This is a genomic window from Pseudomonas sp. NPDC086251 (genome assembly GCF_044746405.1).
Classification (GTDB): domain Bacteria; phylum Pseudomonadota; class Gammaproteobacteria; order Pseudomonadales; family Pseudomonadaceae; genus Aquipseudomonas.
In genome coordinates this window covers 14,893-40,839 of sequence record NZ_JBIVBY010000038.1, presented here as the reverse complement: position 1 = coordinate 40,839, position 25,947 = coordinate 14,893, and the positions used below count along the sequence as shown (strand labels likewise).

Annotated in this window: 20 protein-coding genes; 6 read left to right on the top strand and 14 right to left on the bottom strand. The window is 59.3% G+C overall.

The window, feature by feature from the left end; all coding sequences use genetic code 11:
• Window positions 1-66: 66 nt before the first annotated feature.
• From ACIPL2_RS30240 to ACIPL2_RS30220, 5 genes are all read right to left on the bottom strand, one after another.
• Entirely contained in the window at window positions 67-1,230 is a 1,164-nt protein-coding gene (locus ACIPL2_RS30240) for a type III PLP-dependent enzyme (RefSeq protein ID WP_033058084.1), read from the bottom strand.
• 457 nt (window positions 1,231-1,687) lie between these two features.
• On the bottom strand, window positions 1,688-2,845 hold the full coding sequence (locus ACIPL2_RS30235) for a betaine/proline/choline family ABC transporter ATP-binding protein (protein ID WP_401363052.1): 1,158 nt from the start codon (window positions 2,843-2,845) through the stop codon (window positions 1,688-1,690).
• Window positions 2,842-3,495, bottom strand: a complete 654-nt coding sequence (locus tag ACIPL2_RS30230; protein WP_401363049.1) for an ABC transporter permease — start codon at window positions 3,493-3,495, stop codon at window positions 2,842-2,844. The genes ACIPL2_RS30235 and ACIPL2_RS30230 overlap by 4 nt, the downstream gene beginning before the upstream one ends.
• Window positions 3,496-3,507: 12 nt before the next feature.
• On the bottom strand, window positions 3,508-4,401 hold the full coding sequence (locus ACIPL2_RS30225) for a glycine betaine ABC transporter substrate-binding protein (protein ID WP_401363046.1): 894 nt from the start codon (window positions 4,399-4,401) through the stop codon (window positions 3,508-3,510).
• A 20-nt stretch (window positions 4,402-4,421) separates the two neighbouring features.
• Window positions 4,422-5,138, bottom strand: coding sequence for an ABC transporter permease (locus ACIPL2_RS30220; protein ID WP_054049992.1), 717 nt, complete (start codon window positions 5,136-5,138; stop codon window positions 4,422-4,424).
• Between the two features lie 453 nt (window positions 5,139-5,591).
• On the opposite strand from ACIPL2_RS30220, the gene ACIPL2_RS30215 reads away from it, so the two are divergent.
• The 3 genes from ACIPL2_RS30215 (at window position 5,592) to ACIPL2_RS30205 (ending at window position 9,171) form a co-directional block, all read left to right on the top strand.
• The gene (locus tag ACIPL2_RS30215; protein WP_401363043.1) at window positions 5,592-7,175 is read left to right on the top strand and encodes a peptide chain release factor 3; all 1,584 of its coding nucleotides are present in this window, start codon (window positions 5,592-5,594) and stop codon (window positions 7,173-7,175) included.
• Between the two features lie 348 nt (window positions 7,176-7,523).
• Window positions 7,524-8,762, top strand: coding sequence for an MFS transporter (locus ACIPL2_RS30210; protein WP_401363040.1), 1,239 nt, complete (start codon window positions 7,524-7,526; stop codon window positions 8,760-8,762).
• A 154-nt stretch (window positions 8,763-8,916) separates the two neighbouring features.
• The gene (locus ACIPL2_RS30205; RefSeq protein ID WP_401363037.1) at window positions 8,917-9,171 is read left to right on the top strand and encodes a hypothetical protein; all 255 of its coding nucleotides are present in this window, start codon (window positions 8,917-8,919) and stop codon (window positions 9,169-9,171) included.
• Window positions 9,172-9,345: 174 nt separating this feature from the next.
• Here the strand turns inward: ACIPL2_RS30205 and ACIPL2_RS30200 are convergent, their stop codons facing one another.
• From ACIPL2_RS30200 to ACIPL2_RS30160, 9 genes are all read right to left on the bottom strand, one after another.
• The gene (locus ACIPL2_RS30200; RefSeq protein ID WP_401363034.1) at window positions 9,346-10,326 is read right to left on the bottom strand and encodes a peptide ABC transporter ATP-binding protein; all 981 of its coding nucleotides are present in this window, start codon (window positions 10,324-10,326) and stop codon (window positions 9,346-9,348) included.
• Complete coding sequence (locus ACIPL2_RS30195; RefSeq protein ID WP_401363031.1) at window positions 10,326-11,294, bottom strand: ABC transporter ATP-binding protein; 969 nt, start codon at window positions 11,292-11,294, stop codon at window positions 10,326-10,328. The genes ACIPL2_RS30200 and ACIPL2_RS30195 overlap by 1 nt, the downstream gene beginning before the upstream one ends.
• A 10-nt stretch (window positions 11,295-11,304) precedes the next feature.
• Window positions 11,305-12,228, bottom strand: coding sequence for an ABC transporter permease subunit (locus ACIPL2_RS30190; RefSeq protein WP_401363115.1), 924 nt, complete (start codon window positions 12,226-12,228; stop codon window positions 11,305-11,307).
• Between the two features lie 13 nt (window positions 12,229-12,241).
• Window positions 12,242-13,252, bottom strand: a complete 1,011-nt coding sequence (locus tag ACIPL2_RS30185; protein WP_401363028.1) for an ABC transporter permease subunit — start codon at window positions 13,250-13,252, stop codon at window positions 12,242-12,244.
• Window positions 13,253-13,324: 72 nt separating this feature from the next.
• Window positions 13,325-14,920, bottom strand: a complete 1,596-nt coding sequence (locus ACIPL2_RS30180) for an ABC transporter substrate-binding protein (RefSeq protein ID WP_401363025.1) — start codon at window positions 14,918-14,920, stop codon at window positions 13,325-13,327.
• Window positions 14,921-14,998: 78 nt separating this feature from the next.
• Window positions 14,999-16,432 carry an OprD family porin gene (locus ACIPL2_RS30175; RefSeq protein WP_401363022.1) on the bottom strand — a complete coding sequence of 478 codons (1,434 nt, stop codon included), beginning with the start codon at window positions 16,430-16,432 and terminating at the stop codon, window positions 14,999-15,001.
• A 171-nt stretch (window positions 16,433-16,603) separates the two neighbouring features.
• A complete protein-coding gene (locus ACIPL2_RS30170; RefSeq protein WP_401363019.1) occupies window positions 16,604-18,205 on the bottom strand; it encodes an ABC transporter substrate-binding protein in 1,602 nt (533 codons plus the stop codon).
• Between the two features lie 304 nt (window positions 18,206-18,509).
• Entirely contained in the window at window positions 18,510-20,135 is a 1,626-nt protein-coding gene (locus ACIPL2_RS30165) for an ABC transporter substrate-binding protein (protein ID WP_401363016.1), read from the bottom strand.
• A gap of 938 nt (window positions 20,136-21,073) precedes the next feature.
• Window positions 21,074-21,790, bottom strand: a complete 717-nt coding sequence (locus tag ACIPL2_RS30160) for an SIMPL domain-containing protein (RefSeq protein ID WP_401363014.1) — start codon at window positions 21,788-21,790, stop codon at window positions 21,074-21,076.
• Window positions 21,791-22,130: 340 nt separating this feature from the next.
• Here ACIPL2_RS30160 and ACIPL2_RS30155 point away from each other — a divergent pair, with 340 nt between their 5' ends.
• The 3 genes from ACIPL2_RS30155 to ACIPL2_RS30145 all read left to right on the top strand — a co-directional run bounded on the left by ACIPL2_RS30155 (window position 22,131) and on the right by ACIPL2_RS30145 (window position 25,777).
• Entirely contained in the window at window positions 22,131-23,393 is a 1,263-nt protein-coding gene (locus ACIPL2_RS30155) for an ATP-binding protein (RefSeq protein ID WP_401363011.1), read from the top strand.
• Window positions 23,386-23,952 carry a response regulator transcription factor gene (locus ACIPL2_RS30150; RefSeq protein ID WP_008148925.1) on the top strand — a complete coding sequence of 189 codons (567 nt, stop codon included), beginning with the start codon at window positions 23,386-23,388 and terminating at the stop codon, window positions 23,950-23,952. Before ACIPL2_RS30155 ends, ACIPL2_RS30150 begins: the two co-directional genes overlap by 8 nt.
• 97 nt (window positions 23,953-24,049) lie before the next feature.
• Window positions 24,050-25,777 (top strand): ABC transporter ATP-binding protein/permease, encoded by a 1,728-nt coding sequence (locus ACIPL2_RS30145; protein WP_401363007.1) that lies wholly within the window; start codon window positions 24,050-24,052, stop codon window positions 25,775-25,777.
• Window positions 25,778-25,947: the final 170 nt, after the last annotated feature.

Below are 25,947 nucleotides of genomic sequence, written 5' to 3'. Positions count from 1 at the left end.
GCGTGAAATTCAGGTGTAAAAAAGCCCATGACAGGTCATGGGCTTTTTGTTTTCCGCGTGTAGCGCTTACACGTAGAACGATTTCAGCGGCGGGAAGCCATTGAATTCAACGGCGCTGTAGCTGGTGGTGTAGGCACCGGTCGACAACCAGTACAAACGATCACCGATCGCCAGGTTCAGCGGCAGGCCGTACTTGTAGTTTTCGTACATGATGTCGGCGCTGTCGCAGGTCGGGCCGGCGATGACCACTTCTTCCATCTCGCCTTTCTTCTCGGTCCAGATCGGGAACTTGATGGCTTCGTCCATGGTTTCGATCAGGCCGGAGAACTTGCCCACATCCGTGTACACCCATCGCTCTACCGCGGTACGGGATTTACGCGCGACCAACACCACTTCACTGACCAGGATGCCGGCGTTGGCGATCAGCGAACGGCCGGGTTCGAGGATGATTTCCGGCAGCTCGTCGCCGAAGTCTTCCTTGAGGAAACGGATGATTTCTTCAGCGTAGGTTTCCAGGCTGTTGGTGCGGGTGATGTAGTTGGCCGGGAAGCCGCCGCCCATGTTGATCAGCTTCAGGTGGATGCCGTCTTCTTCTTTCAGGCGTTCGAAGATCACTTTGACCTTGGCAATCGCCGCGTCCCAGACGCTGATGTCGCGCTGTTGCGAACCCACATGGAACGAGATGCCGTAAGGCACCAGGCCCAGGTCACGAGCGAGGATCAGCAGGTCCATGGCCATGTCGGTCTGGCAGCCGAATTTGCGCGACAACGGCCAGTCAGCGGTGGTCGAGCCTTCGGTGAGGATGCGCACGTAGACTTTCGAACCCGGTGCCGCCTTGGCGATGTTGCGCAGGTCGGCTTCGGAGTCGGTGGCATACAGACGCACGCCCTTCTCGTAGAAGTAGCGGATGTCCTTGGATTTCTTGATGGTGTTGCCGTAGCTGATGCGATCCGGGCCAACGCCCTGGTTCATCACTTTGTCGAGCTCGTAGATCGAGGCGATGTCGAAGTTCGAGCCTTTTTCTTTGAGCAGGTCGATGATTTCGACGGCCGGGTTGGCCTTGACCGCGTAGTAGACCTTGGCGAATTCGAAACCGGCGCGCAGGTCGTCATAGGCCTGGCTGATCATCGCGGTGTCGATGACCACGAACGGGGTTTCTTGTTTGTCGGCGAATGCCTTCATTTTGTTGAAGGTATCGCGCGCGAAATAGTCTTCGACGTTGATCGACATGCTTGGGACTCCTACAGGGCAAACAAAAAAATAAATGGGCGCAAATGAACGTCCTCCGTATCCCCACTTTGGTTCGCCTACTTCCCAAGGCATGTCGCCGAAAGCAAAAAGGCCATGGGACGCGGTGCTTTCCCTTGGCCTTGCTGTCTCGTCGTCAGTACTTGAGCCGGATGGATCGTTTCCAGCATGGACGTTCGGCGCGAACTTTAGGGCGTGAGGGGCTTGAGATCAACAAAAAATGTCGCGTTTTTGCACGCATACGTCGTGCGGTCCCGGACATCTACTGATGTAACCGACCTGCATGACAGTGTGATGTTCCCGTAGAAGGGATATTTGATGGGGTTCTGCGGGATTCGTGGTGCCCCATTCGCGAGCAAGCCCGCTCCCACATTTGATCCGCGTTCATCCAGACAACGCCGATCAAATGTGGGAGCGGGCTTGCTCGCGAAGGCGTCGGTCAGGCCACCGCAGCCTCTGCTGGCGAAACAATGCTGGTCTTGCCGCCACGGGACTTGCCGGAACTCAAGTACTCGGCAATCGATTCCTGGGTCACTTCGCCGAGGAACACCCGTTCCGCGTCCATCACCGGCAACCACGAGCGGTTGAACTCGTACATACGCGACAGCAGGATGCGCAAATGCTCGTCGAACGCCGCCGTGGCGTTGAACTCGCGCAGGTATTGCGCGCAGGTCCCGGTCTGCCGGTGCAAGTCGCGACGGCGCACATAACCCAGCGCCTTGTTCTCACTGTCCGTGACCACCACATAACGACGGTCCAGTTCGTCCATCAACTCCAGGGCCTCGGCCACCGGCGTTTCCGGGCTCACCGACGGCGCGTTGTCCGCCGCGTCTTCGGCTTTCACCAGCAACAGGCGCTTGAGGGTGCTGTCCTGGCCGACGAAGCTGCTGACGAACTCGTCCGCCGGGTGGGCCAGCAGGGTGTCCGGGTGATCGACCTGGATCAACTTGCCGCCCCGGAAAATCGCAATCTTGTCGCCGAGCTTGATGGCTTCGTCGATGTCGTGGCTGACCATGATCACGGTCTTGTTCAGCGCGCGCTGCATCTCGAAAAACTCGTTCTGGATCATCTCGCGGTTGATCGGGTCAACCGCACCGAACGGTTCATCCATCAACAACAGCGGCGCATCCGCCGCCAACGCACGAATCACGCCGATCCGTTGCTGCTGACCGCCGGACAATTCACGCGGGTAGCGATTCAGGTATTGCTTGGGTTCAAGCTTGATCATGCTCATCAACTCGCGGGCGCGGTCGTGGCATTTCTGTTTGTCCCAGCCCAGCAGGCGCGGAACGATGGTGATGTTTTCCTCGATGGTCATGTTCGGGAACAGACCGATCTGCTGGATCACATAACCGATGTTGCGACGCAGGGTCACCGCGTCGAGGTCGGTGGTGTCTTCGCCGTTGATCAGGATCTTGCCCGAGGTCGGCTTGATCAGGCGGTTGATCATTTTCAGCGTGGTGCTTTTGCCGCAGCCCGATGGCCCGAGGAACACGCAAATTTCGCCTTCATTGACGGTCAGGCTTACCGAGTCCACGGCTTTCACATCTTTGCCGTTGCTTTGGAAGGTCTTGCTGAGGTTTTGAAGTTCGATCATTTCAGGAGTCCTTTTGGAGTCAGCGTGCGTTGCAGCCATTGCAGAAGCAGGTCGGCGAAGATGGCCAGGAGACTGACCAGCACGGCGCCGACGATCAGCATCGACATGTCGCTGCGGCTGATTGAAGCGAGAATAAGTACACCGAGGCCACCGGCGCCGATGGTCGCGGCGATGGTCATGACACCAATGTTCATGACCACGGCGGTGCGCACACCGGCGAGGATCACCGGCACCGCGATCGGCAGTTCAACCATGCGCAAGCGCTGGGCGAAAGTCATGCCGATGCCGCGAGCGGCTTCGCGAATGCCCGGTTCGACGCCGGTCAGCGCCAGGTAGGTGTTACGCATGATCGGCAGCAGCGAGTACAGAAACACGGCGGTGATCGCCGGCATCGGTCCCAGGCCCTGGCCGAATTTGGAGTAGAACGGCAGCAGCAGGCCGAACAGCGCTATCGACGGCACGGTCAGCAGCACCGTGGCGCTGGCTTGCAGCGGGCCGGCCAGTGTCGGGAAGCGCGTCATCAGGATGCCCAGCGGCACGCCGACCAGAATCGCCAGGGTCACGGCGATGCCGACCAGGGTGATGTGCTGCCACGTCAGGTGCAACACCTGCGGCCAATCGAGATGGGAAAAGGCGTTCAAGAATTCCATAACTTTTCCTCCTCAGTTGATGGGGTGCTGGCGCAGGAAATCGGCGGCAACGGATGAAGGGCTTTCGTGATCGACATCGACCCGCGCGTTCAGCGCGCGCATGGTTTCGTCGTCGAACAACTCGGCCAGCGGTTTGATGTCTTCCGCGAGTTTCGGGTGCGCGTCGAGGTAGACCTGACGCACTACCGGCGCGGCGGTGTAATCCGGGAAGTAATGCTTGTCGTCTTCAAGCAACTTGAGCTTGAAGGCGTTCAAGCGACCGTCGGTGGTGTAGACCAGGCCGGCGAACACTTGGCCGTTACGCAGGGCGGTGTAGACCAAACCCGCATCCATCTGCCGGATGTTTTTGCGGGTCAGGTTCATGCCATAGAGGTCGACCATGCCGTCCAGACCGTCGGAACGGTTGGCGAACTCGGTGTCCAGCGCGACGAGGTGGTTGGTCTTCGCCTCAGCCTGCATCACCGTGTTCAGCTCGCTGATGGTGTTGATCTGCGGATACGCCTTCGCGGTGGTTTCTGGCAGCGCCAGGGCATAGGTGTTGCTGAATTTCGACGGGGTCAGCCAGACCAGGCCTTTTTTCGCGTCGAGTTCCTTCACCTTGACGTAGGACTGAGCGCTGTCGAGCTTGTCCGTGATGTGGTTGTAAGCCACCAGCGATACGCCGGTGTATTCCCACATCAAGTCCAGCTGGCCACTTTCGTGGGCGCTGCGGGCCAGGTTGCTGCCCAGACCGCCGGTCACCTGGGTGTCGTAACCCTTGGTGCGCAGGTATTGGGAAGTGATTTCCGCCAGCAGGGTTTGTTCGGTGAACACCCGGGCGCCGATGCGGATCACCGGTTTTTCAGCGGCTTGGGCCAATCCTGCGAACAGCAGGACGCAGCCCATTAATAAGCTAATTTTCTTCATGTGTATTCCTTTGCCGAGGCTTAAGACGGGCGCAAGCCGCGTTCGAGCCAGAGGCGGCTGGCGAGTGTCACCAGACCGTCGAGCAGCAAGGCCAGCAGGGCGGTGCAGGCCGCGCCGAGCAGCAATTGCGGCTGATTGTTCAGGGCGATGCCGGGGAAAATCAGGCTGCCCAGGCTGTTGGCGCCAATCAGGAACGCCAGCGGTGCAGTACCGACGTTGATCGCCAGGGCCACGCGCACGCCACCGATGATGATCGGCACCGCGTTCGGCAGTTCGACCCGCCACAGCACTTGCGTCGGCGTCATGCCGATGCCGACGGCCGCTTCCTTGAGTGAACCCTGCACATTTTTCAGGCCTTCATAGGTGTTGCGCACGATCGGCAACAGCGAAGCGAGGAACAGGGCGAAGATCGCAGGGCCGCTGCCAATGCCCAGAATCCCCAGGGCGATGGCCAGTACGGCGAGAGGCGGCACGGTGTTGCCGATGTTGAAGATCTGCATGAAGCGTTCAGCGCGGCCCACCATGGTCGGGCGGCTGAGGAAAATACCGGCGGGGATGCCCACAACAAGGGCGGCCAGCATGGAAACAAGGACGAGAATCAGATGAGCTTGCAGGTAAAACAACAAATCGTCGCGGTAATGTTCGATCGTGTTGATGCCAATCCAATGGACCAGCAGGGCCAGGAGAGCGACGACAACCGCACCTCCTATCAGCCCCTTGCCATAGCGAATAGCCACAGGCGGACTCCTTTTGTTCAGTCGGCGGACGCAGTCCCGAGTGGCAAAGCCATTCCTGGCTGCCGGGGTATTAAGCGTTCGCGAGAAGCAGCTCATGCCGACGCGTTCTTCTGTAGGAGCGAGCTCGCTCGCGATGGACGTCAACGATAACGCGTGCTTCCTGAGCAAGCGCGTTGCCTGGATGTTCATCGCGAGCGAGCTCGCTCCTACAGGGGAAGGCGTACGGCGTATCGAGCCATAAGCGCAGCCTCGTCAGGCTAACTTGCTGATTTTTCAGCCCCTGACGCATAGCCGTAACAGGGGAGTGGACGCCTCCACCTTTTAAAAGGTTCCATAATTAAAAGCATTTAGCCACCCCGCATCCCGATCGCCCGTGGGCGAACGGTGGTCCGGAGGTCACGTTTTGGGCTATACTCGCCGCCCTTTTTTGAATCACCTGCCAGGCGATTTCCCATGACCAAACAGGCCGCCGAAGTCGCGAAACGCCGCACTTTCGCCATTATTTCCCACCCCGATGCCGGTAAAACCACCATCACCGAGAAGCTCTTGCTGATGGGCAAGGCGATTGCGATTGCTGGCACGGTGAAATCTCGCAAATCCGACCGCCATGCCACCTCCGACTGGATGGAAATGGAAAAACAACGGGGTATTTCCATTACCACGTCGGTCATGCAGTTCCCGTATCGCGACCACATGATCAACCTGCTCGACACCCCGGGCCACGAAGACTTCTCCGAAGATACCTACCGCACCCTGACGGCGGTCGACTCGGCCTTGATGGTTCTCGACGGCGGTAAGGGTGTAGAGCCACGGACCATCGCGCTGATGGACGTCTGCCGCCTGCGTGACACGCCGATCGTCAGCTTCATCAACAAACTCGACCGTGACATCCGCGACCCGATCGAACTGCTCGACGAAATCGAAGCGGTCCTGAAGATCAAGGCGGCGCCGATCACCTGGCCGATCGGTTGCTACCGCGATTTCAAGGGCGTTTACCACCTCGCCGACGACTACATCATCGTCTACACCGCCGGTCACGGCCACGAGCGCACCGATGTGAAAATCATCGAGAAGCTCGACTCCGATGAAGCCCGCGCGCACTTGGGCGACGAGTACGATCGCTTCGTCGATCAGCTGGAACTGGTGCAGGGCGCCTGTCACGAATTCAATCAACAGGAATTCCTCGACGGCCAACTGACCCCGGTGTTCTTCGGTACTGCACTGGGCAACTTCGGTGTCGATCACGTGCTCGACGCCGTGGTCAACTGGGCGCCGAAACCGCTGGCCCGTGTCGCCAACGAGCGTACCGTGGAACCGGTTGAAGAAAAATTCGCCGGCTTCGTGTTCAAGATCCAGGCGAACATGGACCCGAAACACCGCGACCGTATTGCCTTCATGCGGATCTGCTCCGGCAAGTACGAAAAAGGCATGAAGATGCGCCACGTGCGCACCGGCAAGGACGTGCGGATCGGTGATGCGCTGACGTTCTTCTCCTCCGAGCGTGAGCAGCTGGAAGAAGCGTTTGCCGGCGACATCATCGGCTTGCACAACCACGGCACCATCCAGATCGGCGACACCTTCACCGAAGGCGAAGTCCTCGGTTTCACCGGTATCCCGCACTTCGCCCCGGAACTGTTCCGTCGCGTGCGCCTGCGTGATCCGCTGAAATCCAAGCAACTGCGTCAGGGCCTGCAGCAACTGGCGGAAGAGGGCGCGACCCAGGTGTTCTTCCCCGAGCGCAGCAACGACATCATCCTCGGCGCCGTCGGTGTGCTGCAGTTCGATGTGGTCGCCAGCCGCTTGAAAGAGGAATACAAGGTCGAGTGTTCCTACGAGCCCATCACCGTTTATTCCGCGCGCTGGATCGATTGCGACGATAGGAAGAAGCTCGAGGAGTTCAAGGTCAAGGCTGTGGAAAACCTCGCCATCGACGGCGGCGGTCACCTGACCTACCTGGCCCCGACCCGGGTCAACCTGGCGCTGATGGAAGAGCGCTGGCCAGACGTGAAATTCCGCGCGACGCGTGAGCATCACTAAGCGCTGATCGGCGATACCGAAAACCCCGTTGCGAAAGCTGCGGGGTTTTTTTATTCCTGTAGGAGCGAGCTCGCTCGCGAAAAACGCCAACGATAATGCGCAGTGCCTGATGAAACGCAGCGTCTTGACGTCCATCGCGAGCAAGCTCGCTCCTACAGGTTGTGGGGTGCCCCCGCGATCTATGTGTAAGTCGTTTCTGTAGGTCTTTTCCCCCGATTTCGTAGCTTTACTCTGGTTTTCCGTTATCGGGGTTTTTACCCGCGACAACGAACGCGTCGACGTCTAGGGTTCAGAGAACATTTCGCAAGGAGCGATTTTCCATGAGCAGGAGCACCCGGAACCCATGGCATGACTAGCCGGCTCACGCACCTGATTCGACTCGATGGCTATTTCTGTCCGATGGCCTGGATGCTGGCCGCGTTGCTCTTCATCAATCGGTTGAGCGCCATGGTCAAGCTGTTCATGGCGCTGTACCTGCGTCAGGAACTGGGGCTGACGATTGAAACCGTGGGCTGGTTGTTATCCGGGTACGGGGCCGGGCTGCTGATCGGGTCGATGGTGGGCGGGCTGCTGAGTGATCACGTGTCCACGGCGCGGCTCACCGCTGCGTTGTTTTTCGCCTCAGCCTGGGTCCTGGTGTTGTTGGGGCTGGTCACCGACGTGCGGTTGCTGGCGGGTTTGCTGCTGTTCAGCGGTGTACTCGACGGGGCGATTCGAACACTTCATCAGCGCTTGATCATGGAGTATTGCCCGGTTGCGCAGCGGGCTCGTGCGCAGTCATTGAGCCGTGTTGCGAGGAACCTGGGCATGGCGGGCGCGGGGGTGATGGGTGGGTTCCTGGCGCAGACAGATTTTCGCTGGGTGTTTTTTGTCAGTGCGGCCATGACGCTGTTGGCGTTGTTCTGGTTTGTCCGGGTGACATTTCGTCGACCGGTTCTGCAGCCGGATGAAGGGCCTGACAGTGCGTCGGGCGCCTGCGGACCGTATCGAGACAAACCTTTTCTCTGGTTGTTGGCGGGTGCCGTCTTGCTCGGGATTGCCTTTGACCCGGTCTTCAGCATGCTGGCCAACTATCTGCACGATTTCTACCAGTTGAGTACCGACGTCATTGGGTGGCAATTTGCACTTAATGCAGTGCTGGTGGTGGTGCTGCAAATTCCGTTATCGCACTGGAGTGAGCAGTGGGGCGTGCGCCGGCAACTGCTGGCGGGCAGTGTGTTGTTGGCTGGCGGGCTCGGGATGCTGCCTTTGGGGTCCGGCGTGTTGTACGTCTGCTTGTCGACGGTGATTTGGACGCTCGGCGAAGCGCTGTTCATGCCGCCCTTGAACGTGCTGGTCATGCAGCATGCGCAAGCCGGAAAAAGCGGGCAGTATTTTGGCCTGTTCTTCATGTGCTGGAGTGCGAGCGTGCTGATTTCGCCGGCGCTTGGCGGCCAGTTGTACGGTCATTTTGGTGGGCACAGCGTGTGGCTCGCCAGCGCGGCCATGGCGCTGTTGTCGATACCGCTGTTTTATCAAGCGACGCGTTTGTCGGAGCAGCAACGGGAGCTTTCGTCTACGCGCAGTGAGTCCGCTTCACTTAGCTGATCTGGTTATAGCCGTTATGCAAAACCAATCTCCCTCTCGGCGGCATTCTGTCCATTCGTTAGCGTCCTATCTGGAGAGTCGGGTGAATCGGAACTAGATTTACTCAACGCCAGACACGCACCCATGCTTCACTCAAGAAAGGATGGAATCGGCTATGAGCATTTTTCAACGCATTGTGCTGTTGCTTAAGGTTTTGGTGATGCTGTCCGTGGGCATGTCGGCGGCGTGGGCCGAGTGCGAAGATCACGACAGGCAAGCGTTCAGCGGGCAGGCCGCGCACGGCGGCCAGATGATCGCCAAATCCGAATCGGAACCCGGCGATCAGGGCCAGGGTGGCAGTGCCGATGATGACGATTCGACCACTGACGAACCGGACTCGGATGACGACGACGGCGATAGCCAGACGTAAATGACCGACAAAAGAAAACCCCTTCTGCCGGACTGATGCGCAGTCCAGGCAGAAGAGGTCAGTGAACAGTTCGCCTATCCCTGTGGGAGCGGGCTTGCTCGCGAAGGCGTCATATCAGTCAATATCGATGGCGACTGAAAAACCGCTTTCGCGAGCAAGCCCGCTCCCACATCTTTACGCCGCGCCGTCGAGGAATTGCTCGGCGTAGTGGCAAGCCACCTGGCGGCTGTCGAGCAGGCGCAGGGCCGGCTCTTCAGTGCTGCAGCGCTCGGTCGCGTACGGGCAGCGCTTGTGGAACGCGCAGCCCGACGGCGGGTTCAGCGGGTTGGGCAACTCGCCGACGATCTTGATTTTCGGTTTGTCCGGATCCGGGTGGATGGTCGGCGTCGCCGATAACAGCGCCTGGGTGTACGGGTGCAGGGGACGGGTGTAGATGTCCTCTTTCGGGCCCATTTCCACAGGGCGGCCGAGGTACATCACCATCACGTGGTCGGCGACGTGACGCACCACCGCCAGGTTGTGGGAGATGAACACGTAGGCGGTGTTGAACTCTTGTTGCAGGTCCATGAACAGGTTCAGCACCTGCGCCTGGATCGACACGTCGAGTGCGGAAGTCGGTTCGTCCGCCACCAGCACTTTCGGCTGCAACATCATCGCGCGGGCCAGGGCGATCCGCTGGCGCTGACCGCCGGAGAACATGTGCGGATAACGCTGGTAATGCTCGGGACGCAAGCCCACCTGCTTCATCATCGCCTGGACTTTCTCGCGACGCTCCGAGGCACTGAGGTTGGTGTTGATCAATAACGGCTCTGCGAGCTGATCACCGACTTTCTGCCGTGGGTTCAACGACGCGTACGGGCTCTGGAACACCATCTGCACGTCTTTGCGCAATTGCTTGCGTTCAGCCTTGTTGGCGCCGGCGACTTCCTGCCCGGCGATTTTCAAGGAACCGGAGGACGGCTCTTCGATCAGCGTCAGGGCACGGGCCAGGGTGGATTTGCCGCAGCCCGATTCGCCGACGACCGCGAGGGTCTTGCCGGCTTCCAGTTCAAACGACACACCGTTCAGGGCGCGTACGGTCGCATGGCCCTTGAACAAGCCACGGGACACTTCGTAGTGACGGGTCAGGTCGCGGGCTGTAAGTACGACGGCCATTACGCCACCTCCTGATTCAGCGGGTAGAAGCAGCGGGCGAGGCTGTTGCTTTTCGGGTCGAGCGTCGGACGCTGGGTGCGGCAGTTGTCACGCACATACGGGCAGCGTGGCGACAGCAGGCAGCCTTGCGGACGGTCATAACGACCTGGAACGATGCCCGGCAACGTGGCCAGGCGCGACTCGCCCAGGCTGTGTTCCGGAATGGCCTTGAGCAGCGCTTCGCTGTACGGATGCGCCGGTATGTCGAACAGCTGTGGCACATGACCCACTTCGACCGCTTGGCCGGCGTACATCACGCACACGCGCTGGGCGGTTTCGGCCACGACCGCGAGGTCGTGGGTGATCAACACCAGGCCCATGTTCTGCTCTTTCTGCAACGCCAGCAGCAGGTCCATGATCTGCGCCTGAATCGTGACGTCGAGTGCCGTGGTCGGTTCGTCGGCGATCAGCAGTTTCGGTTCGCCGGCAATCGCCATGGCGATCGCAACGCGCTGGCTCATGCCGCCGGACAGTTGATGCGGGTAGGCGTCCATACGGCTGGCAGCGCCCGGGATTTCCACTTTTTCCAGCAGCTCGATGGCGCGGGCGCGGGCTTGCTTGCCGGACATTTTCAGGTGCAGGCGCAGCACTTCTTCGATCTGGAAACCGACGGTGTAGCTCGGGTTCAGCGCGGTCATCGGGTCCTGGAAGACCATGGCCAGGTCTTTGCCGACGATCTGCCGACGCTGACGGTTGCTCAGTTTGAGCATGTTCTTGCCATCGAAATTCAGGGCGTCGGCGGTGACGATCCCCGGATGTTCGATCAAGCCCATCAGCGCCATCATGGTCACGGACTTGCCGGAACCCGATTCGCCAACGATGGCCAGGACTTCGCCCTTGTCCACGGTAATGTCGAGGCCGTCGACCACCGGAACGGCGTTCTTGTCGCCGAAGCGAACGTTGAGATTCTTGATTTCTAACAGTGACATTTGAATCTCCTCAGGCGGCGTTCTTGAGTTTCGGGTCCAGCGCATCGCGCAGGCCGTCGCCCATCAAGTTGATTGCCAGCACGCTGAGCAAAATGGTCAAACCAGGCAGACTTACCACCCACCAGGCGCGTTCGATGTAGTCGCGAGCCGAAGCCAGCATGGTGCCCCACTCAGGGGTTGGCGGTTGTACGCCAAGGCCGAGGAAGCCCAGTGCGGCGGCATCGAGAATCGCCGAGGAGAAGCTCAAGGTCGCCTGAACAATCAGCGGCGCCATGCAGTTGGGCAGCACGGTGACGAACATCAGGCGCGGCAGAGTGGCACCGGCCAGGCGTGCGGCGGTCACGTAGTCGCGGTTCAGTTCGCCCATCACCGCGGCGCGGGTCAGGCGGACATAGGACGGCAGGGACACCACAGCGATGGCGATCACGGTGTTGATCAGGCCAGGGCCGAGGATGGCGACAATCGCCACGGCCAGCAGCAGGGACGGCAGGGCCAGCATGATGTCCATCAGACGCATGATGGTCGGGCCGAGCAAGCGCGGGAAGAACCCGGCGAACAGACCCAAAAGGATCCCCGGAATCAGCGACATCACCACCGACGACAAGCCGATCATCAAGGACAGGCGCGAACCGGTGATCAAGCGCGACAGCAGGTCGCGACCGAGTTCATCGGTGCCGAGCAGGAATTGAATCTGCCCGCCTTCCAGCCAGGCTGGCGGGGTCAGCAGGAAGTCGCGGAACTGCTCGCTCGGGTTATGCGGCGCAACCCAAGGGGCGAAGATCGCGCAGAAAATCACCAGCAGCATGAACATCAGGCCGGCGACGGCGCCTTTGTTCTTGGAGAACGCTTGCCAGAATTCTTTGTACGGGGACGGATACAGCAGGCTTTGATCGACTGTTACCGCTTGATTTGGAGTTGCAGCTGGGGTGGTCATGGTCATGATGATCTCAGCGCTGGTGACGGATGCGTGGGTTGGCAAAGCCGTAGAGGATGTCCACCACGAAATTGACCACAATCACCAGGCAGGCGATTAACAGGATGCCGTTCTGCACCACGGGATAATCCCGTGCGCCAATGGCTTCGATCAGCCATTTGCCGATGCCCGGCCAGGAGAAAATGGTTTCGGTCAGGACGGCGCCGGCGAGCAAGGTGCCGACTTGCAGGCCGACCACGGTCAGTACCGGAATCAGCGCGTTGCGCAGGCCATGGACGAACACCACGCGCGACGGCGACAGGCCTTTGGCGCGGGCGGTACGGATGTAGTCTTCACGCAGTACTTCAAGCATCGAAGAACGGGTCATCCGCGCAATCACCGCCAGCGGAATGGTGCCCAGCACAATGGCCGGCAGGATCAGGTGATGCAGGGCATCGAAGAACGCACCGACGTCATCGGCCAGCAGCGTATCGATGAGCATGAAGCCGGTCCGCGGCTCGATGTCATAGAGCAGGTCGATCCGCCCGGACACCGGGGTCCAGCCCAGCGACACCGAGAAGAACATGATCAGGATCAGGCCCCACCAGAAGATCGGCATCGAATATCCCGCCAGGGAGACGCCCATCACCCCATGGTCGAACAGGGATCCTCGCTTGAGTGCCGCGATCACCCCGGCCAAAAGGCCCAGGATGCCGGCGAACAACAGGGCGGCCATGGACAGTTCCAGGGTCGCGGGGAATAGCGAAGTGAATTCGCTCCACACGCTTTCACGGGTACGCAGGGATTCACCGAGGTCGCCGTGGGCCAACTTGCCGATGTAGTCCAGGTATTGGGCATACAACGGTTTGTTAAGGCCAAGGCGTTCCATTGCCTGAGCATGCATTTCGGGGTCGACGCGACGTTCGCCCATCATCACTTCCACGGGGTCGCCAGGAATCATGCGAATCAACGCGAAAGTCAGCAAGGTGATGCCGAAGAACGTGGGGATCAATAACCCCAGTCGGCGGGCAATAAAACTAAACATCTTGTGGTGTACCTCATCAGCCGGTTAGGCGTGCCCGGCATTCCTGGGTCAGGAATGCCGGTAGTTTCTTATCTACTTCACCTGGGTGGTGGCGAAGTTATTAGTGGTGAGCGGGCTAATGTGATAGCCCTCTACGTTGTTGCGCATTGCGGTGAACATACGGGTGTGCGCCATGCTGATCCATGGCTGGTCCTGATTGAAAATCTCCTGTGCTTGCTCGTAGAGCGCTGCGCGTTCCGCCGGGTTAACTTTAGCCCGAGCTTCATCGATCAGCGTCTGGAACTTCTCATTGCACCAGCGCGCGTAGTTTTCGCCGTTTTTGGCCGCCTCGCAACTGAGCATAGGCGTCAGGAAGTTATCCGGGTCGCCGTTATCACCCGCCCATCCGGCGGAAACCATGTCGTGCTCGCCATTTTTCGCGCGTTTGAGCATTTCGCCCCATTCCATGACGCGAATATCGACCTTGATCCCGACCCGCGCCAGGTCCGACTGCATCATCTGCGCGCCCAGCATAGGGTTAGGGTTGGTCGGGCCGCCACCGTTACGGGTGAACAGGGTGAATGTGGTGCCTTCCGGTACACCGGCTTCCTTGAGCAGGGCGCGCGCCTTGTCCAGGTCGTGGGCCGGGTTCTTCAGGGTGTGGTTGTAGCCCAGCAGGGTGTCCGGGTACGGGTTGACCGCCGCCGTAGCATTGCCTTTGCCGAACAGCGCATTGACGTAGGCTTCCTTGTCGAAGGCGATGTCGATGGCTTTGCGCACCCGCACATCGCTCATGTACTTGTGCGAGGTGTTCATGGCGACGTACGAAACGGTCATCGCGTTCAGTTCGTCAACTTTCAGGTTGGTGTCTTTCTTGATGCTCGGGATGTCATCCGGTTTCGGATACAGCGCGATCTGGCACTCGTTTGCCTTGAGCTTTTGCAGGCGCACGTTGTTGTCGGTGGCGATGGCCAGGATCAATGCGTCAGCCGGTGGCTTGCCACGGAAGTAATCCGGGTTGGCCTTGAAGCGAACCTGGGCGTCCTTGTTGTAGCGCTGGAAGACGAACGGGCCGGTGCCGACCGGTTTGTTGTTGAGGTCGCCGGTCTTGTTCGCCTTGAGCAGCTGGTCGGCGTATTCGGCGGAGTAGATCGAGGAGAACGCCATGGCGATGTCGGCCAGGAACGGCGCTTCACGACGGGTCAGGGTGAACGTGACCGTGTTGTCGTCGATCTTCTCGACACTTTTCAGCAGTTCCTTGAAGCCCATGCTTTCAAAGTACGGGAAGCCCACGCTCGACAGTTTGTGCCATGGATGGTTTGGGTCCAGCTGACGCTGGAAGCTCCAGACCACGTCGTCGGCATTCATGTCGCGGGTCGGCTTGAAGTAGTCGGTGGTGTGGAACTTGACGCCTTTACGCAGGTGGAACGTGTAGGTCAGGCCGTCTTCGCTGATGTCCCAGGAGTCGGCCAGTGCCGGAATCACTTCAGTGGTGCCAGGCTTGAAATCCGCCAGGCGATTGAAGATGGTTTCGGCCACCGCATCGGCTGTGACTGCAGTCGTGTACTGGACCATGTCGAAGCCTTCCGGACTGGCTTCGGTGCACACCACCAGGGGTTTGGCCGAGACGCCAACAGCGACACTCAGCAACGCGGCCGCAATGGCCGCACGTAGGGGAAGCATTTTCATCAAGAGCCCTCTGCAATCGGTTAAAGGACAAAAGCCGAACGGCCGATTCATCATTGAATCAACCGTTCGGCAGGTGCATTACAGGATGTTGAACGGGATGGTGGTCACGAGACGGAACTCGTTGATGCTGCCATCAGCCTGGTTTTCGCTGGCGCGGTGGGCGGTGTAGGTCGCGCGGATAGCGGTGGCCTTGAGCGGGCCGCTCTGCACCGCGTACGAAGCACCGATACCGTATTCGTAGTGGTGTTCGCCGTCCTGAATCTGGATACCGTCGTAACCCTTGCCTGCTACGCCTTGGTTGCCGTTGTAGTGAGTACCGTCGATACCCCAGCCGCGAGCCTGGTAGATGTTGAACTTCAGGCCTGGCACACCGTATTCGGCCATGTTCAGACCGTAGGCAATCTGGAAGGACTTCTCGTTCGGGCCGTTGAAGTCCGACAGCAGGGAGTTGGCCAGGTAGATGCCGTTGGTTTCGTGCAGGTAGTCGAAGTACTCGTTACCGTTCACTTCCTGATAAGAGAAGGTCAGGCTGTGGGCTTGGTGAGTCAGGCCGAACGACAGGGAGTAGGTGTCGTTATCGATTTCGCCCAGTTTGGCCGAACCTGAATCGACAGTTTTGTAGTAGTTCAGGCCGGTGGTCAGGCTCAGAACCGAGCTGTCACCCAGCACGTGGGTGGCGCCGAAGTAGTACTGGTTCCACAGGTCTTCAGCCTGGGTGCCCCAGAGGCTGGTGGTCAGGCTGGCGAAGGGTGTGTAAGTGATGCCGCCGGTGTTGACGTGACCGGTTTCAGCATCGGAGTTGCCGTACTCGGAGCGGAATTTGCTCAGGCTTTCTTCGGTACGCGGCGAAACGCGGTCAAAGGAGCCCAGGTCGAAGGCCAGGTTGTTCAGCTCTTCGCTGTGGATCGCCACGCCTTCGAAGCTCGAAGGCAACGGACGGTTACCGATCACATCGACCTGAGGGCTGCTGAAGTTCATGCGGCCAGCGGTCAAGGTGGTGTTGGAGACACGGGCCTTGATGTTGGCCAGGCCGATTTTGCTCCACTGACCTTGAGCGTCGCCGCCTTCTTTGGTCAGGGTGCGGTTGTTGCCCGCGCCTGGACGAGTGCCCGGTGCGCCACCGTTGTTGGAGGCCAGGTTCTCGCGATCACGTTCCAGCGCAATGGCGTTGTAGGCCGCTACTTCGGTGCTGAAACCCACGGTGCCTTCGGTGAAGCCCGAGTTGTACTTGACGATGGTGCCCTGTACCCAGTTGATACGACGATCAGTCGGAGTCGACACGCCATCTTTTTGATAGGCGAACTTGCCACCACGTTTCAGTTGTTCGTTGGCATACCAGTTACGGGTGCTGCCGGTCACCGTGCTGCCTTCGATAAAGCCGGTTGCATCGGCTTGAGCACTTTTGGTGTTGACCGTCACCGGGGTGAATGCCTGGCTTTGGGTTTCTGCGTACGCCGAGGCGGTGACGCTGCTGATGGCCAAGGCCAATAACGCGGTGCTGCTCAGTTTCATGGGTGAAGCTCCTTACTTTCTTTTTTTTATGCCGGTCTTTTTTTGTGATCCGACTATTGGTTTAGAACTCATTCATGGCATCGCAAACGTTTGCTGTAGGCCGGATTGGCGATTTACGGCAATACGCTTGCGTGGGGGCGCAAAGCGCCCCCAGCGGTTCTGGCTAATCGGTTATTTTTCTATGCTGACACCCGAGAACACGTTACGACCGAAAGGACTCACCTTGAAGCCTTCGATTTTGGCGCTCAACGGCTGGTTGACCGTCGAGTGGGCGATTGGCGTCATCGGCACCTGCTGCTTGAGGTACTGCTGCGCCTGTTTGTAGAGCACGGTGCGCTGGTCGCGGTCGGTAACGACTTTGGCCTGCTTGATGAACTTGTCGTACGCCGGATCACACCACATGGAGTAGTTGTTGCCGCCGATGGCGTCACAGCTATAGAGCGTGCCGAGCCAGTTGTCCGGGTCCCCGTTGTCACCGGTCCAGCCGATCAGGCTGATGTCGTGCTCGCCGTTCTTGGTGCGCTTGATGTACTCGCCCCATTCGTAGCTGACGATCTTGACCTTGAGACCGATCTTCGCCCAGTCAGCCTGGAGCATTTCGGCCATCAACTTGGCGTTGGGGTTGTACGGACGCTGGACCGGCATGGCCCAGAGGGTGATTTCGGTGCCTTCTTTCACGCCGGCAGCCTTGAGCAGTTCCTTGGCTTTTTCCGGGTTGTAGGCGGCGTCTTTGATGGTGTCGTCGTAGGACCACTGCGTCGGCGGCATGGCGCCGACTGCCAGCTGACCGGCACCTTGATAGACGGCGTTGAGGATGCCTTGCTTGTTCACCGCCATGTCCAGCGCCTGGCGCACTTCGAGCTGGTCGAAAGGCTTGTGGCGCACGTTGTAGGCGATGTAGCCGAGATTGAAACCGGGCTTCTCGATGAGCTTGAGTGTCGGGTCGTTCTTCAGCGCGGTGACATCGGCAGGGCGCGGGTTCAGGGTGATCTGGCACTCGTTGGCCTTGAGCTTTTGCACCCGTACCGAAGCATCGGTATTGATGGCGAAAATCAGGTTGTCGAGTTTGACCCGGCTCGGATCCCAGTACTGCGGGTTGCCGGTGTAGCGGATGTTGGAGTCTTTCTGGTAGCTCTTGAACACGAACGGGCCAGTGCCGATCGGTTTCTGGTTGATCTCGCTCGGCTTGCCTTCGGCCAGCAGTTTGTCGGCATATTCGGCGGACAGGATGGCGGCGAAGCTCATGGCGATGTTCTGGATGAACGCGGCGTCGACGCTGTTGAGCGTCATGACCACGGTCAGCGGCCCGGTCTTCTCGACCTTGGCGATGTTCTTGTTCAGGCTCATCCCGTTGAAATACGGGAACTCGGTTGGATACGCCTTACGGAAAGGTTGCTGCGGGTCGAGCATACGATTAAACGTAAAGAGCACGTCATCGGCATTGAAATCACGAGTCGGCGTGAAGTATTTGGTCGTGTGAAATTTCACCCCTTCGCGCAGGTGAAAGGTGTACTTGAGGCCGTCCTCGGAAATATCCCAGCGAGTGGCCAGGCCTGGTACGACGTTGGTGGCGCCTTTTTCAAACTCTGCCAGTCGGTTGTACAGCGGTTCGGCGGCGTCGTTATCGGTCGAGGTCGTGTACTGCGCGGTGTCGAAGCCAGCGGGGCTGCCTTCGGAGCAGAACACCAGGCTGTTATTGGCGGCCTGGCTGACTGAAGCGGCGGCCAACAGGCCGGTGCCCAGCAATGCGGATAAAACCAAGGTATGGCGCATGACGCTCCCTTTCTCTTTCTTAGTGTTTTTCAATGAGCCACGGTCCCGTCCGCGGACGAGGGGGCTTCACTGATCTCAAACCATGACGTGCAGCAGACCGATGGCCCACGAAAAAACTGGTCGGATCCCGACGGTATGAACCGTGGGTCCGGCAGTAAATGCGAAAAGCCTGAAAGACTCGTAGGAAAAGGCAATACGTCCTAACGCGCTGCTGTGGTACGCAGTGGATTTGGATGTAGGCGAATTCCTGCTTTCTCGGTAGATAAAGCAACGGCGACGTCAAAAACGTCGCCGTTGCAACACCTTACTTGCTGACGCTGACGCCGTAGAAGGAGTTCAAGCCGAATGGGCTGATCTTGAAGTCCTGCACGTTGTCGCGCATGGGTTGGAACACCGTCGAGTGAGCGATAGGTGTCATTGGAACGGCGTCCTTGAGGACGTGTTGCGCCTGTTTGTACAGTTCGGTGCGCTTGCCCTGATCGGTCGTGCGCTTGGCTTCTTTGACGATGCCGTCAAACTTCTTGTCGCACCACTTGGAGAAGTTGTTGCCGCTGAGCGAGTCGCAGCCGAACAGCACGTTCAGCCAGTTGTCCGGATCACCATTGTCGCCGCTCCAGCCAATCAGCATCGCCTGGTTCTCGCCGCCCTTGGAGCGCTTGATGTACTCGCCCCATTCGTAGCTGACAATGTTGACCTTGAGGCCGATTTTCGCCCAGTCGGACTGCAGCATTTCAGCCATCAGTTTAGCGTTCGGGTTGTACGGACGCTGAACCGGCATGGCCCACAGAGTGATCTGGGTGCCTTCCTTGACGCCTGCTTCCTTGAGCAGCTCCTTGGCTTTCTCAGGGTCGTACTTGGCGTCCTTGATGGTCGTGTCGTAGGACCACTGGGTTGGAGGCATGGCGTTGACCGCCAGTTGACCTGCACCCTGGTAAACCGAGTCGATGATCTGCTGCTTGTTCACCGCCATGTCCAGCGCCTGACGTACCTTCAGCTCGGCCAACGGGTTGGCGTCGGTGCGGCCCTTGAGTACTGGCATAACGTTGTAGGCGATGTAACCGAGGTTGAAACCAGCCTGGTTAGGCACTTTCAGCGTCTTGTCTTCCTGAAGCGCCTTCAGGTCGGCCGGACGTGGGAACAGAGTGATCTGGCACTCGTTCTTCTTCAACTTCTGGATACGCACCGACGGGTCGGTGGTGATCGCGAAGATCAGGTTGTCGATCTTGACGTCATCAGGCTTCCAGTAGTCCTTGTTCCCGGTGTAGCGGATGTTGGAGTCTTTCTGGTAGCTCTTGAACACGAACGGGCCAGTGCCGACCGGCTTCTGGTTGATGTCGGCGGCTTTGCCTTCCTTGAGCAGCTGGGCAGCGTACTCGGCGGACTGCACCGACGCGAAACTCATCGCCATGTTCTGAATGAACGCAGCATCCACTTCTTTGAGGGTGAACTTGACGGTGTGGTCGTCGACTTTATCGATCTTGGTGATGTTGGTATCCATCCCCATGTCGGTGAAGTACGGGAATTCGGTCGGGTACGCTTTGCGGAACGGATCATCCTTGTTAATCATGCGATTAAAGGTGAACAGCACGTCGTCGGCGTTGAACTCACGAGTGGGCTTGAAGTATGGCGTGGTGTGAAACTTGACGCCTTCACGCAGGTGGAAGGTGTACGTCAGGCCATCATCGGAGATGTCCCACTTGGTTGCCAGGCCAGGAATAACGGCGGTGCCGCCGCGCTCGAACTGAGTCAGGCGGTTGAACATGGTTTCTGCAGAGGCGTCGAAGTCGGTTCCGGTGGTGTACTGACCAGGATCAAAACCGGCCGGGCTCCCTTCGGAGCAAAACACCAGGTTAGTCGCCGCTTGGGCGAAAGGTGCGCTGGCTAATAAGCCCGCGCCGACTAAAAACGGAATGACCGCGTGTTTAAGCATGGTGGCCTCATGATTTGTTGTCATTTTTGGAATTTGAGGACGACCTCGTGAGTCGTGCCTGCGGATACTTATGCAGGGGCCGTACCCAATGCAAGATGCAGAGCGGCTACAAGCCTTAAACAGTGGCACGAACGTACCTTAATGTCGCATATGTATAAATTGACGCGCATTTGACCGTTTGCGCGGGTTTTTTTCGGTGCAAACCGCGCACTTGCAAGGGGCGGCCGGGGTGGCGCGCGCACCCGGTTGGGGCGGGGTGTTACTTATTTATACCTACCCTGTAGAAAGGTGTGAGGCCGACTGGGCTGATCTTGAAATCGGTGAACTGTGCACCGCCGCAGTGCAGTTTGATCTTGGCGGCCTGGTAGCCGACCATGCTCTTTTTCAGGTGTACATATCCGTTATTTTGGTAACGGCGGCTATGGGTTACGCCCTTACGGCGTGTCACTTGGAAGAGCCCCAAGTAACCAAGGGCTTTTGCCCCTTTCGTTCGGTGCCTCGCCTAGGCTCGGCATGCCCTCGCTCCGGTCCTGCTCCGTGGGCCCGCCGCCATCGGCCATCCATGGCCGGGGGCGGCTAACCCGGCATCCATGCCGGGTTGCCCACTGCGCAGAACCTGCGCTCGGCCTCTCGATGGGACGGTGCGTCAAAATCAAAAGCGACAGGCGAGCTAACGCTCGACCTTGAGTGGTGAAAATCAAAAGCGTACGCCGCTTCTGATTTTCTGTAGGAGCGAGGCTTGCCCGCGAAGGCGGCCTCATAGCCAACCAATCCCTCACAGATGCACACCGTCCAACTGTAGGAGCGAGGCTTGCCCGCGAAGGCGGCCTTATAGCCGACCAATCCCTGACAGATGCACACCGTCCAAATGTGGGAGCGAGCCTGCTCGCGATGGCGGTCGGCCAGTCAGCACACAACCCGACTGACCCACCCCAGCATCAAGGCATCAACACTTCAATCGAACCATCCGCCGTCATGCTGACCTGACTGGTGCCCGCTTCGACTTCCGGGGTCACCGGGGCGGCATCCATGCTCGCGGCCTTCATCATCATCGGCCCGCGCATGTACGGCTGTGGATAACCGTTGCTGTTCAGGTTCAGGTTGACGATTTTGTAGCTCTTGCCGCCGAGGGCGTCGGTGGCCAGTTGGGCGCGGGCTTTAAAGGCGGTAACGGCGTCTTTGAGCAACGCGTCTTCGCTGGCCTTGCGGGTTGGCGTGGCGATGGCGAAGTCCATGCCGCCCATTTTCAGGTCGGTGAGCAGTTCGCCAGTCAGTTTCGACAGGGCAGCGAAGTCGGCGCTTTCCAGGCGCAGTTCGGCGCGTTCGCGCCAGCCGGTGATTTTCTGGCCTTTGGTGTCGTAGATCGGGTAGCTGTTGCGGCTGCCCTGGCGCAGAGTGATGTCTTTGACCTGTTTGGCCTGGGCCAATGCCTTGTTCATGGTGGTGCTGACGTCGGCGGCGAGTTTGGCCGGGTCGGTGTTCTGTTCTTCGGTGTAGAGGGTCACGATCATCAGGTCGCGGGCCACTTCCTGACTGACTTCGGCGCGCAGGGAAATCTGGTTGTAATGAAGCTCGTCGGCGGCCAGGGCCGGGAGGCTGGCGACGGTGCCAACGCTGAGGGCAAGAAGGGCGGCGCTGCGGCGGAACGTGTGCATGAAAACTCCTTGGGCAATGCGCAGGTGTCAGGGTCCGAGCCTGCGTGAAACCATCAGACTCTAGCTTTAATGATCCGGTTCGCACAGTTACAACTTCTATACAGATCGTAGGTGGCCGCTTCGCGACCATTCGCGGGCAAGCCTCGCTCCTACAAGTCCGTGTCGTTCCCACAATATTTCGCCGACGCGATCCTGTAGGAGCGAGGCTTGCCCGCGAAGGCATTTTTGCAGACGCAGCAAACCTCTCCGCCCTGTGGCCGTTTGCCGCACTTTTGCCTGCCAGCCCCCGCGCTTGGTTATACTCCCGGCGATCCGCCTGCAGCGCTCATCAGGAGAGCTCATGCTCGCCGCCGTTCAAATCACTTCCGCTACCCGCCAGAACCTCTGGCGGCTGACGTTCATCCGCACCTTGGTGCTGGCCGCCCAGGCCGGTTCCGTAGGCCTGGCCTACTGGCTCGACTTGCTGCCGCTGCCCTGGTTTCAACTGGCCGCGACCCTCGGTTGCTCGATGCTGCTATGCGCGTTCACGGCGATCCGCCTGCGTACCTCGTGGCCCGTCACCGAACTCGAATACGCCGTGCAACTGGCCTGCGACCTGTTTATCCACAGTGCCTTGCTGTATTTCTCCGGCGGGTCGACCAACCCGTTCGTCTCTTATTACCTGGTGCCGCTGACCATCGCCGCCGTAACGCTGCCGTGGCGTTATTCGGTGATTCTGTCCGGCATCGCGTTGACGATGTACACCCTGCTGCTGGCGCGCTTCTACCCGCTGCAAACCTTCCCGATCGCTCGGGAAAACCTGCAGGTCTACGGGATGTGGCTGAGTTTCGCCCTGGCGGCGGCAGTCATCACGTTCTTCGCCGCGCGCATGGCCGAAGAGCTACGCCGTCAGGAAGAATTGCGGGCCATCCGTCGCGAAGAAGGCCTGCGCGATCAGCAACTGCTGGCCGTCGCGACCCAGGCCGCCGGCGCCGCCCATGAATTGGGCACACCGTTGGCGACCATGAGCGTGTTGCTCAAGGAAATGCGTCAGGATCATCATGACCCGATGTTGCAGGACGACCTGAGCGTGCTGCAGGATCAGGTAAAACTGTGCAAAGAGACCTTGCAGCAGTTGGTTCGGGCCGCGGAAGCCAATCGCCGCTTGGCGGTGGAAATGCAGGACGTCACCGACTGGCTCGACGAAGCGCTGAACCGCTGGCACCTGATGCGTCCGGAAGCCAGTTACCGTTTCCAGCGGCTCGGCCAAGGCGCCGTGCCACGCATGGCGCCGCCGCCGGACTTGACCCAGGCGCTGCTGAATTTGCTCAACAACGCCGCCGATGCGTGCCCCGAAGGGCTGCAAGTGACGCTGGACTGGAATGCCGAGGACCTGACCATCAGCATCCGCGACCACGGTGCCGGTGTGCCGTTGGCCATCGCCGAGCAGATCGGCAAACCGTTTTTTACCACCAAGGGCAAAGGTTTCGGCCTGGGCCTGTTTTTGAGCAAGGCCAGCGTGACACGCGCCGGCGGCTCAGTGAAACTCTACAGTCATGAGGAAGGTGGCACGCTGACCGAGCTGCGCCTGCCCCGTGTCGCCCGAGGAGACGAACATGAGTGACGAGATTCAAGTCGAAGGCGAAGGCGAAGAACTGCCGCATTTGCTGCTGGTCGACGACGACGCAACGTTCACCCGAGTGATGGCCCGCGCCATGGCCCGTCGCGGTTTTCGCGTGAGCACCGCCGGTTCCGCCGAAGAAGGCCTGACCATCGCCCAGGCCGACCTGCCGGACTACGCCGCACTGGACCTGAAAATGGACGGCGATTCCGGCCTGGTGTTGCTGCCCAAGCTGCTCGAGCTGGACCCGGAAATGCGCGTAGTGATCCTCACCGGTTACTCGAGCATCGCCACCGCTGTCGAGGCGATCAAACGCGGCGCCTGCAATTACCTGTGCAAACCGGCCGACGCCGACGACGTGCTGGCCGCGCTGCTTTCCGAGCATGCCGACCTCGACACCCTGGTGCCGGAAAACCCGATGTCGGTGGACCGCCTGCAGTGGGAGCACATCCAGCGCGTGCTCACCGAGCACGAAGGCAACATCTCCGCCACTGCCCGCGCCTTGGGCATGCACCGCCGCACGTTGCAGCGCAAGTTGCAGAAGCGTCCCGTTCGTCGCTGAACCTGCGCTGAACGAATGCCGGCCGTTCCTCGCGATAAACCGAACCGATCATCTATGATCGGTTCGTGTGTGTTCTTTTCTTTATCGAGCCTTATCCATGAATCAGAACGCTGAATATTCCGCGGTCAACGATGCTGTGCGCGGGCAGTTTTTTCGCAAAGTCTGGGCGATGACCACGCCTTACTGGCGCAGCGAAGAGAAGGTCAAGGCCTGGACGCTGCTGATCGCGGTGATTGTGCTGTCGCTGGTCAGCGTCGGTATCTCGGTGTGGTTCAACACCTGGTACAAAGATTTTTACAACGCGCTGCAAAAGAAGGATGAAGCTGCGTTTTGGCAGTTGATTCTGTATTTCTGCGCGATTGCGGCCGTGGCGATTGTCGGTGCGGTGTACCGGCTCTACCTGACCCAAATGCTGACCATCCGCTGGCGGGCCTGGCTGACCGAAAAGCATTTCGCGCGCTGGCTCGGCAACAAGAATTACTACCAGCTGGAGCAGGGCGGTTACACCGATAACCCGGACCAGCGGATTTCCGAAGACCTCAACAGCTTCACCTCGAACACGCTGGAGCTGGGCATTGGTTTGCTGCGCAACATTGTCAGCCTGGTGTCGTTCTCAATCATTCTGTGGGGCGTATCGGGCAGTATCGAAGTGCTCGGTTTCACCATTCCCGGTTACATGTTTTGGTGTGTGCTGGTCTACGCCGTGGTCGGTAGCTGGCTGACTCATTTGATCGGTCGTCGCCTGATCGGCCTGAACAACCAACAACAACGCTTCGAAGCCGACCTGCGTTTCTCCATGGTTCGTGTTCGGGAAAATGCCGAAAGCATTGCGTTGTACAACGGCGAGCCAAATGAGAATCGGCGCTTGAGCAGCCGTTTCGGCCTGGTCTGGCATAATTTCTGGGACATCATGAAAGTGTCCAAGCGCCTGACTTTCTTCACCGCCGGTTATAGCCAGGCCGCCATCATCTTTCCGTTCATGGTCGCCGCACCGCGTTATTTCGCGGGCAAGATCGAACTGGGTGAGCTGATGCAAATCAGTTCGGCGTTCGGCAACGTGCAAGAGAGTTTCAGCTGGTTTATCAGCGCGTATCAAAACCTCGCTGCGTGGCGCGCCACCTGTGATCGTCTGTTGAGTTTCCATCAGGCCATGCGCGACAACGAAGAGCGGGTGCCGGCGATCGATGTGCAGAATCAAGGTGACGCGCTAAAGGTGCACAACCTCGGCCTCGACCTGGCGGATGGTCGCCACCTGCTGACCAACGCTGACATGACCGTGGAGGAGGGCGAGCGCGTGATGCTCAGCGGTCGTTCCGGCAGCGGCAAGTCAACCTTGCTGCGAGCGATGGGGCATTTGTGGCCGGCGGGCCACGGCAGCATTCGTTTGCCGGCGGCGCGTTATCTGTTCCTGCCGCAAAAGCCGTATCTGCCGATTGGCACCTTGCGTGAGGCGCTGAGTTATCCACAGCCTGGCGAAACCTACCCCAACGAGCGCTATGGGCACGTGCTGGAAGCCTGTCGCTTGCCGCACCTGGTGGCACGTCTGGATGAAGCCAATCACTGGCAGCGCATGCTGTCGCCGGGTGAACAGCAACGGCTGGCCTTCGCCCGTGCGCTGCTGTATGCGCCGCAATGGCTGTACATGGACGAGGCCACCTCGGCGATGGATGAAGAAGATGAAGCGTCGCTGTATCAGGCGTTGATCGATGAGATCCCGGGGCTGAGCATTGTCAGCGTCGGCCATCGCAGCAGCCTGAAGCGTTTCCATCCACGACACGTCCGCATCGACAACGGCCATCTGGTGGATCAGACCGTGACCGCCTGAACACCACACCCCTTGTAGGAGCGAGGCTTGCCCGCGAAGGCCATCACACGGTTCCAATCAGGGACCGCGTCATCGTTCTTCGCGGGCAAGCCTCGCTCCTACAAGGGCGGTGGGTGATCGTACAACCCGCTTGCGCTATGATGCGGTTTCAGCCGAATTTTTTCGAGAAA

Coding starts and splice junctions, on each gene's coding strand:
- ACIPL2_RS30215 (WP_401363043.1), top strand. CDS start 5,592: ATGACCAAACAGGCCGCCGAAGTCGCGAAACGCCGCACTTTCGCCATT.
- ACIPL2_RS30210 (WP_401363040.1), top strand. CDS start 7,524: ATGACTAGCCGGCTCACGCACCTGATTCGACTCGATGGCTATTTCTGT.
- ACIPL2_RS30180 (WP_401363025.1), bottom strand. CDS start 14,920: ATGAAAATGCTTCCCCTACGTGCGGCCATTGCGGCCGCGTTGCTGAGT.
- ACIPL2_RS30145 (WP_401363007.1), top strand. CDS start 24,050: ATGAATCAGAACGCTGAATATTCCGCGGTCAACGATGCTGTGCGCGGG.
- ACIPL2_RS30195 (WP_401363031.1), bottom strand. CDS start 11,294: ATGTCACTGTTAGAAATCAAGAATCTCAACGTTCGCTTCGGCGACAAG.
- ACIPL2_RS30185 (WP_401363028.1), bottom strand. CDS start 13,252: ATGTTTAGTTTTATTGCCCGCCGACTGGGGTTATTGATCCCCACGTTC.
- ACIPL2_RS30235 (WP_401363052.1), bottom strand. CDS start 2,845: ATGATCGAACTTCAAAACCTCAGCAAGACCTTCCAAAGCAACGGCAAA.
- ACIPL2_RS30160 (WP_401363014.1), bottom strand. CDS start 21,790: ATGCACACGTTCCGCCGCAGCGCCGCCCTTCTTGCCCTCAGCGTTGGC.
- ACIPL2_RS30205 (WP_401363037.1), top strand. CDS start 8,917: ATGAGCATTTTTCAACGCATTGTGCTGTTGCTTAAGGTTTTGGTGATG.
- ACIPL2_RS30225 (WP_401363046.1), bottom strand. CDS start 4,401: ATGAAGAAAATTAGCTTATTAATGGGCTGCGTCCTGCTGTTCGCAGGA.
- ACIPL2_RS30150 (WP_008148925.1), top strand. CDS start 23,386: ATGAGTGACGAGATTCAAGTCGAAGGCGAAGGCGAAGAACTGCCGCAT.
- ACIPL2_RS30175 (WP_401363022.1), bottom strand. CDS start 16,432: ATGAAACTGAGCAGCACCGCGTTATTGGCCTTGGCCATCAGCAGCGTC.
- ACIPL2_RS30230 (WP_401363049.1), bottom strand. CDS start 3,495: ATGGAATTCTTGAACGCCTTTTCCCATCTCGATTGGCCGCAGGTGTTG.
- ACIPL2_RS30190 (WP_401363115.1), bottom strand. CDS start 12,228: ATGACCACCCCAGCTGCAACTCCAAATCAAGCGGTAACAGTCGATCAA.
- ACIPL2_RS30240 (WP_033058084.1), bottom strand. CDS start 1,230: ATGTCGATCAACGTCGAAGACTATTTCGCGCGCGATACCTTCAACAAA.
- ACIPL2_RS30200 (WP_401363034.1), bottom strand. CDS start 10,326: ATGGCCGTCGTACTTACAGCCCGCGACCTGACCCGTCACTACGAAGTG.
- ACIPL2_RS30170 (WP_401363019.1), bottom strand. CDS start 18,205: ATGCGCCATACCTTGGTTTTATCCGCATTGCTGGGCACCGGCCTGTTG.
- ACIPL2_RS30155 (WP_401363011.1), top strand. CDS start 22,131: ATGCTCGCCGCCGTTCAAATCACTTCCGCTACCCGCCAGAACCTCTGG.
- ACIPL2_RS30165 (WP_401363016.1), bottom strand. CDS start 20,135: ATGCTTAAACACGCGGTCATTCCGTTTTTAGTCGGCGCGGGCTTATTA.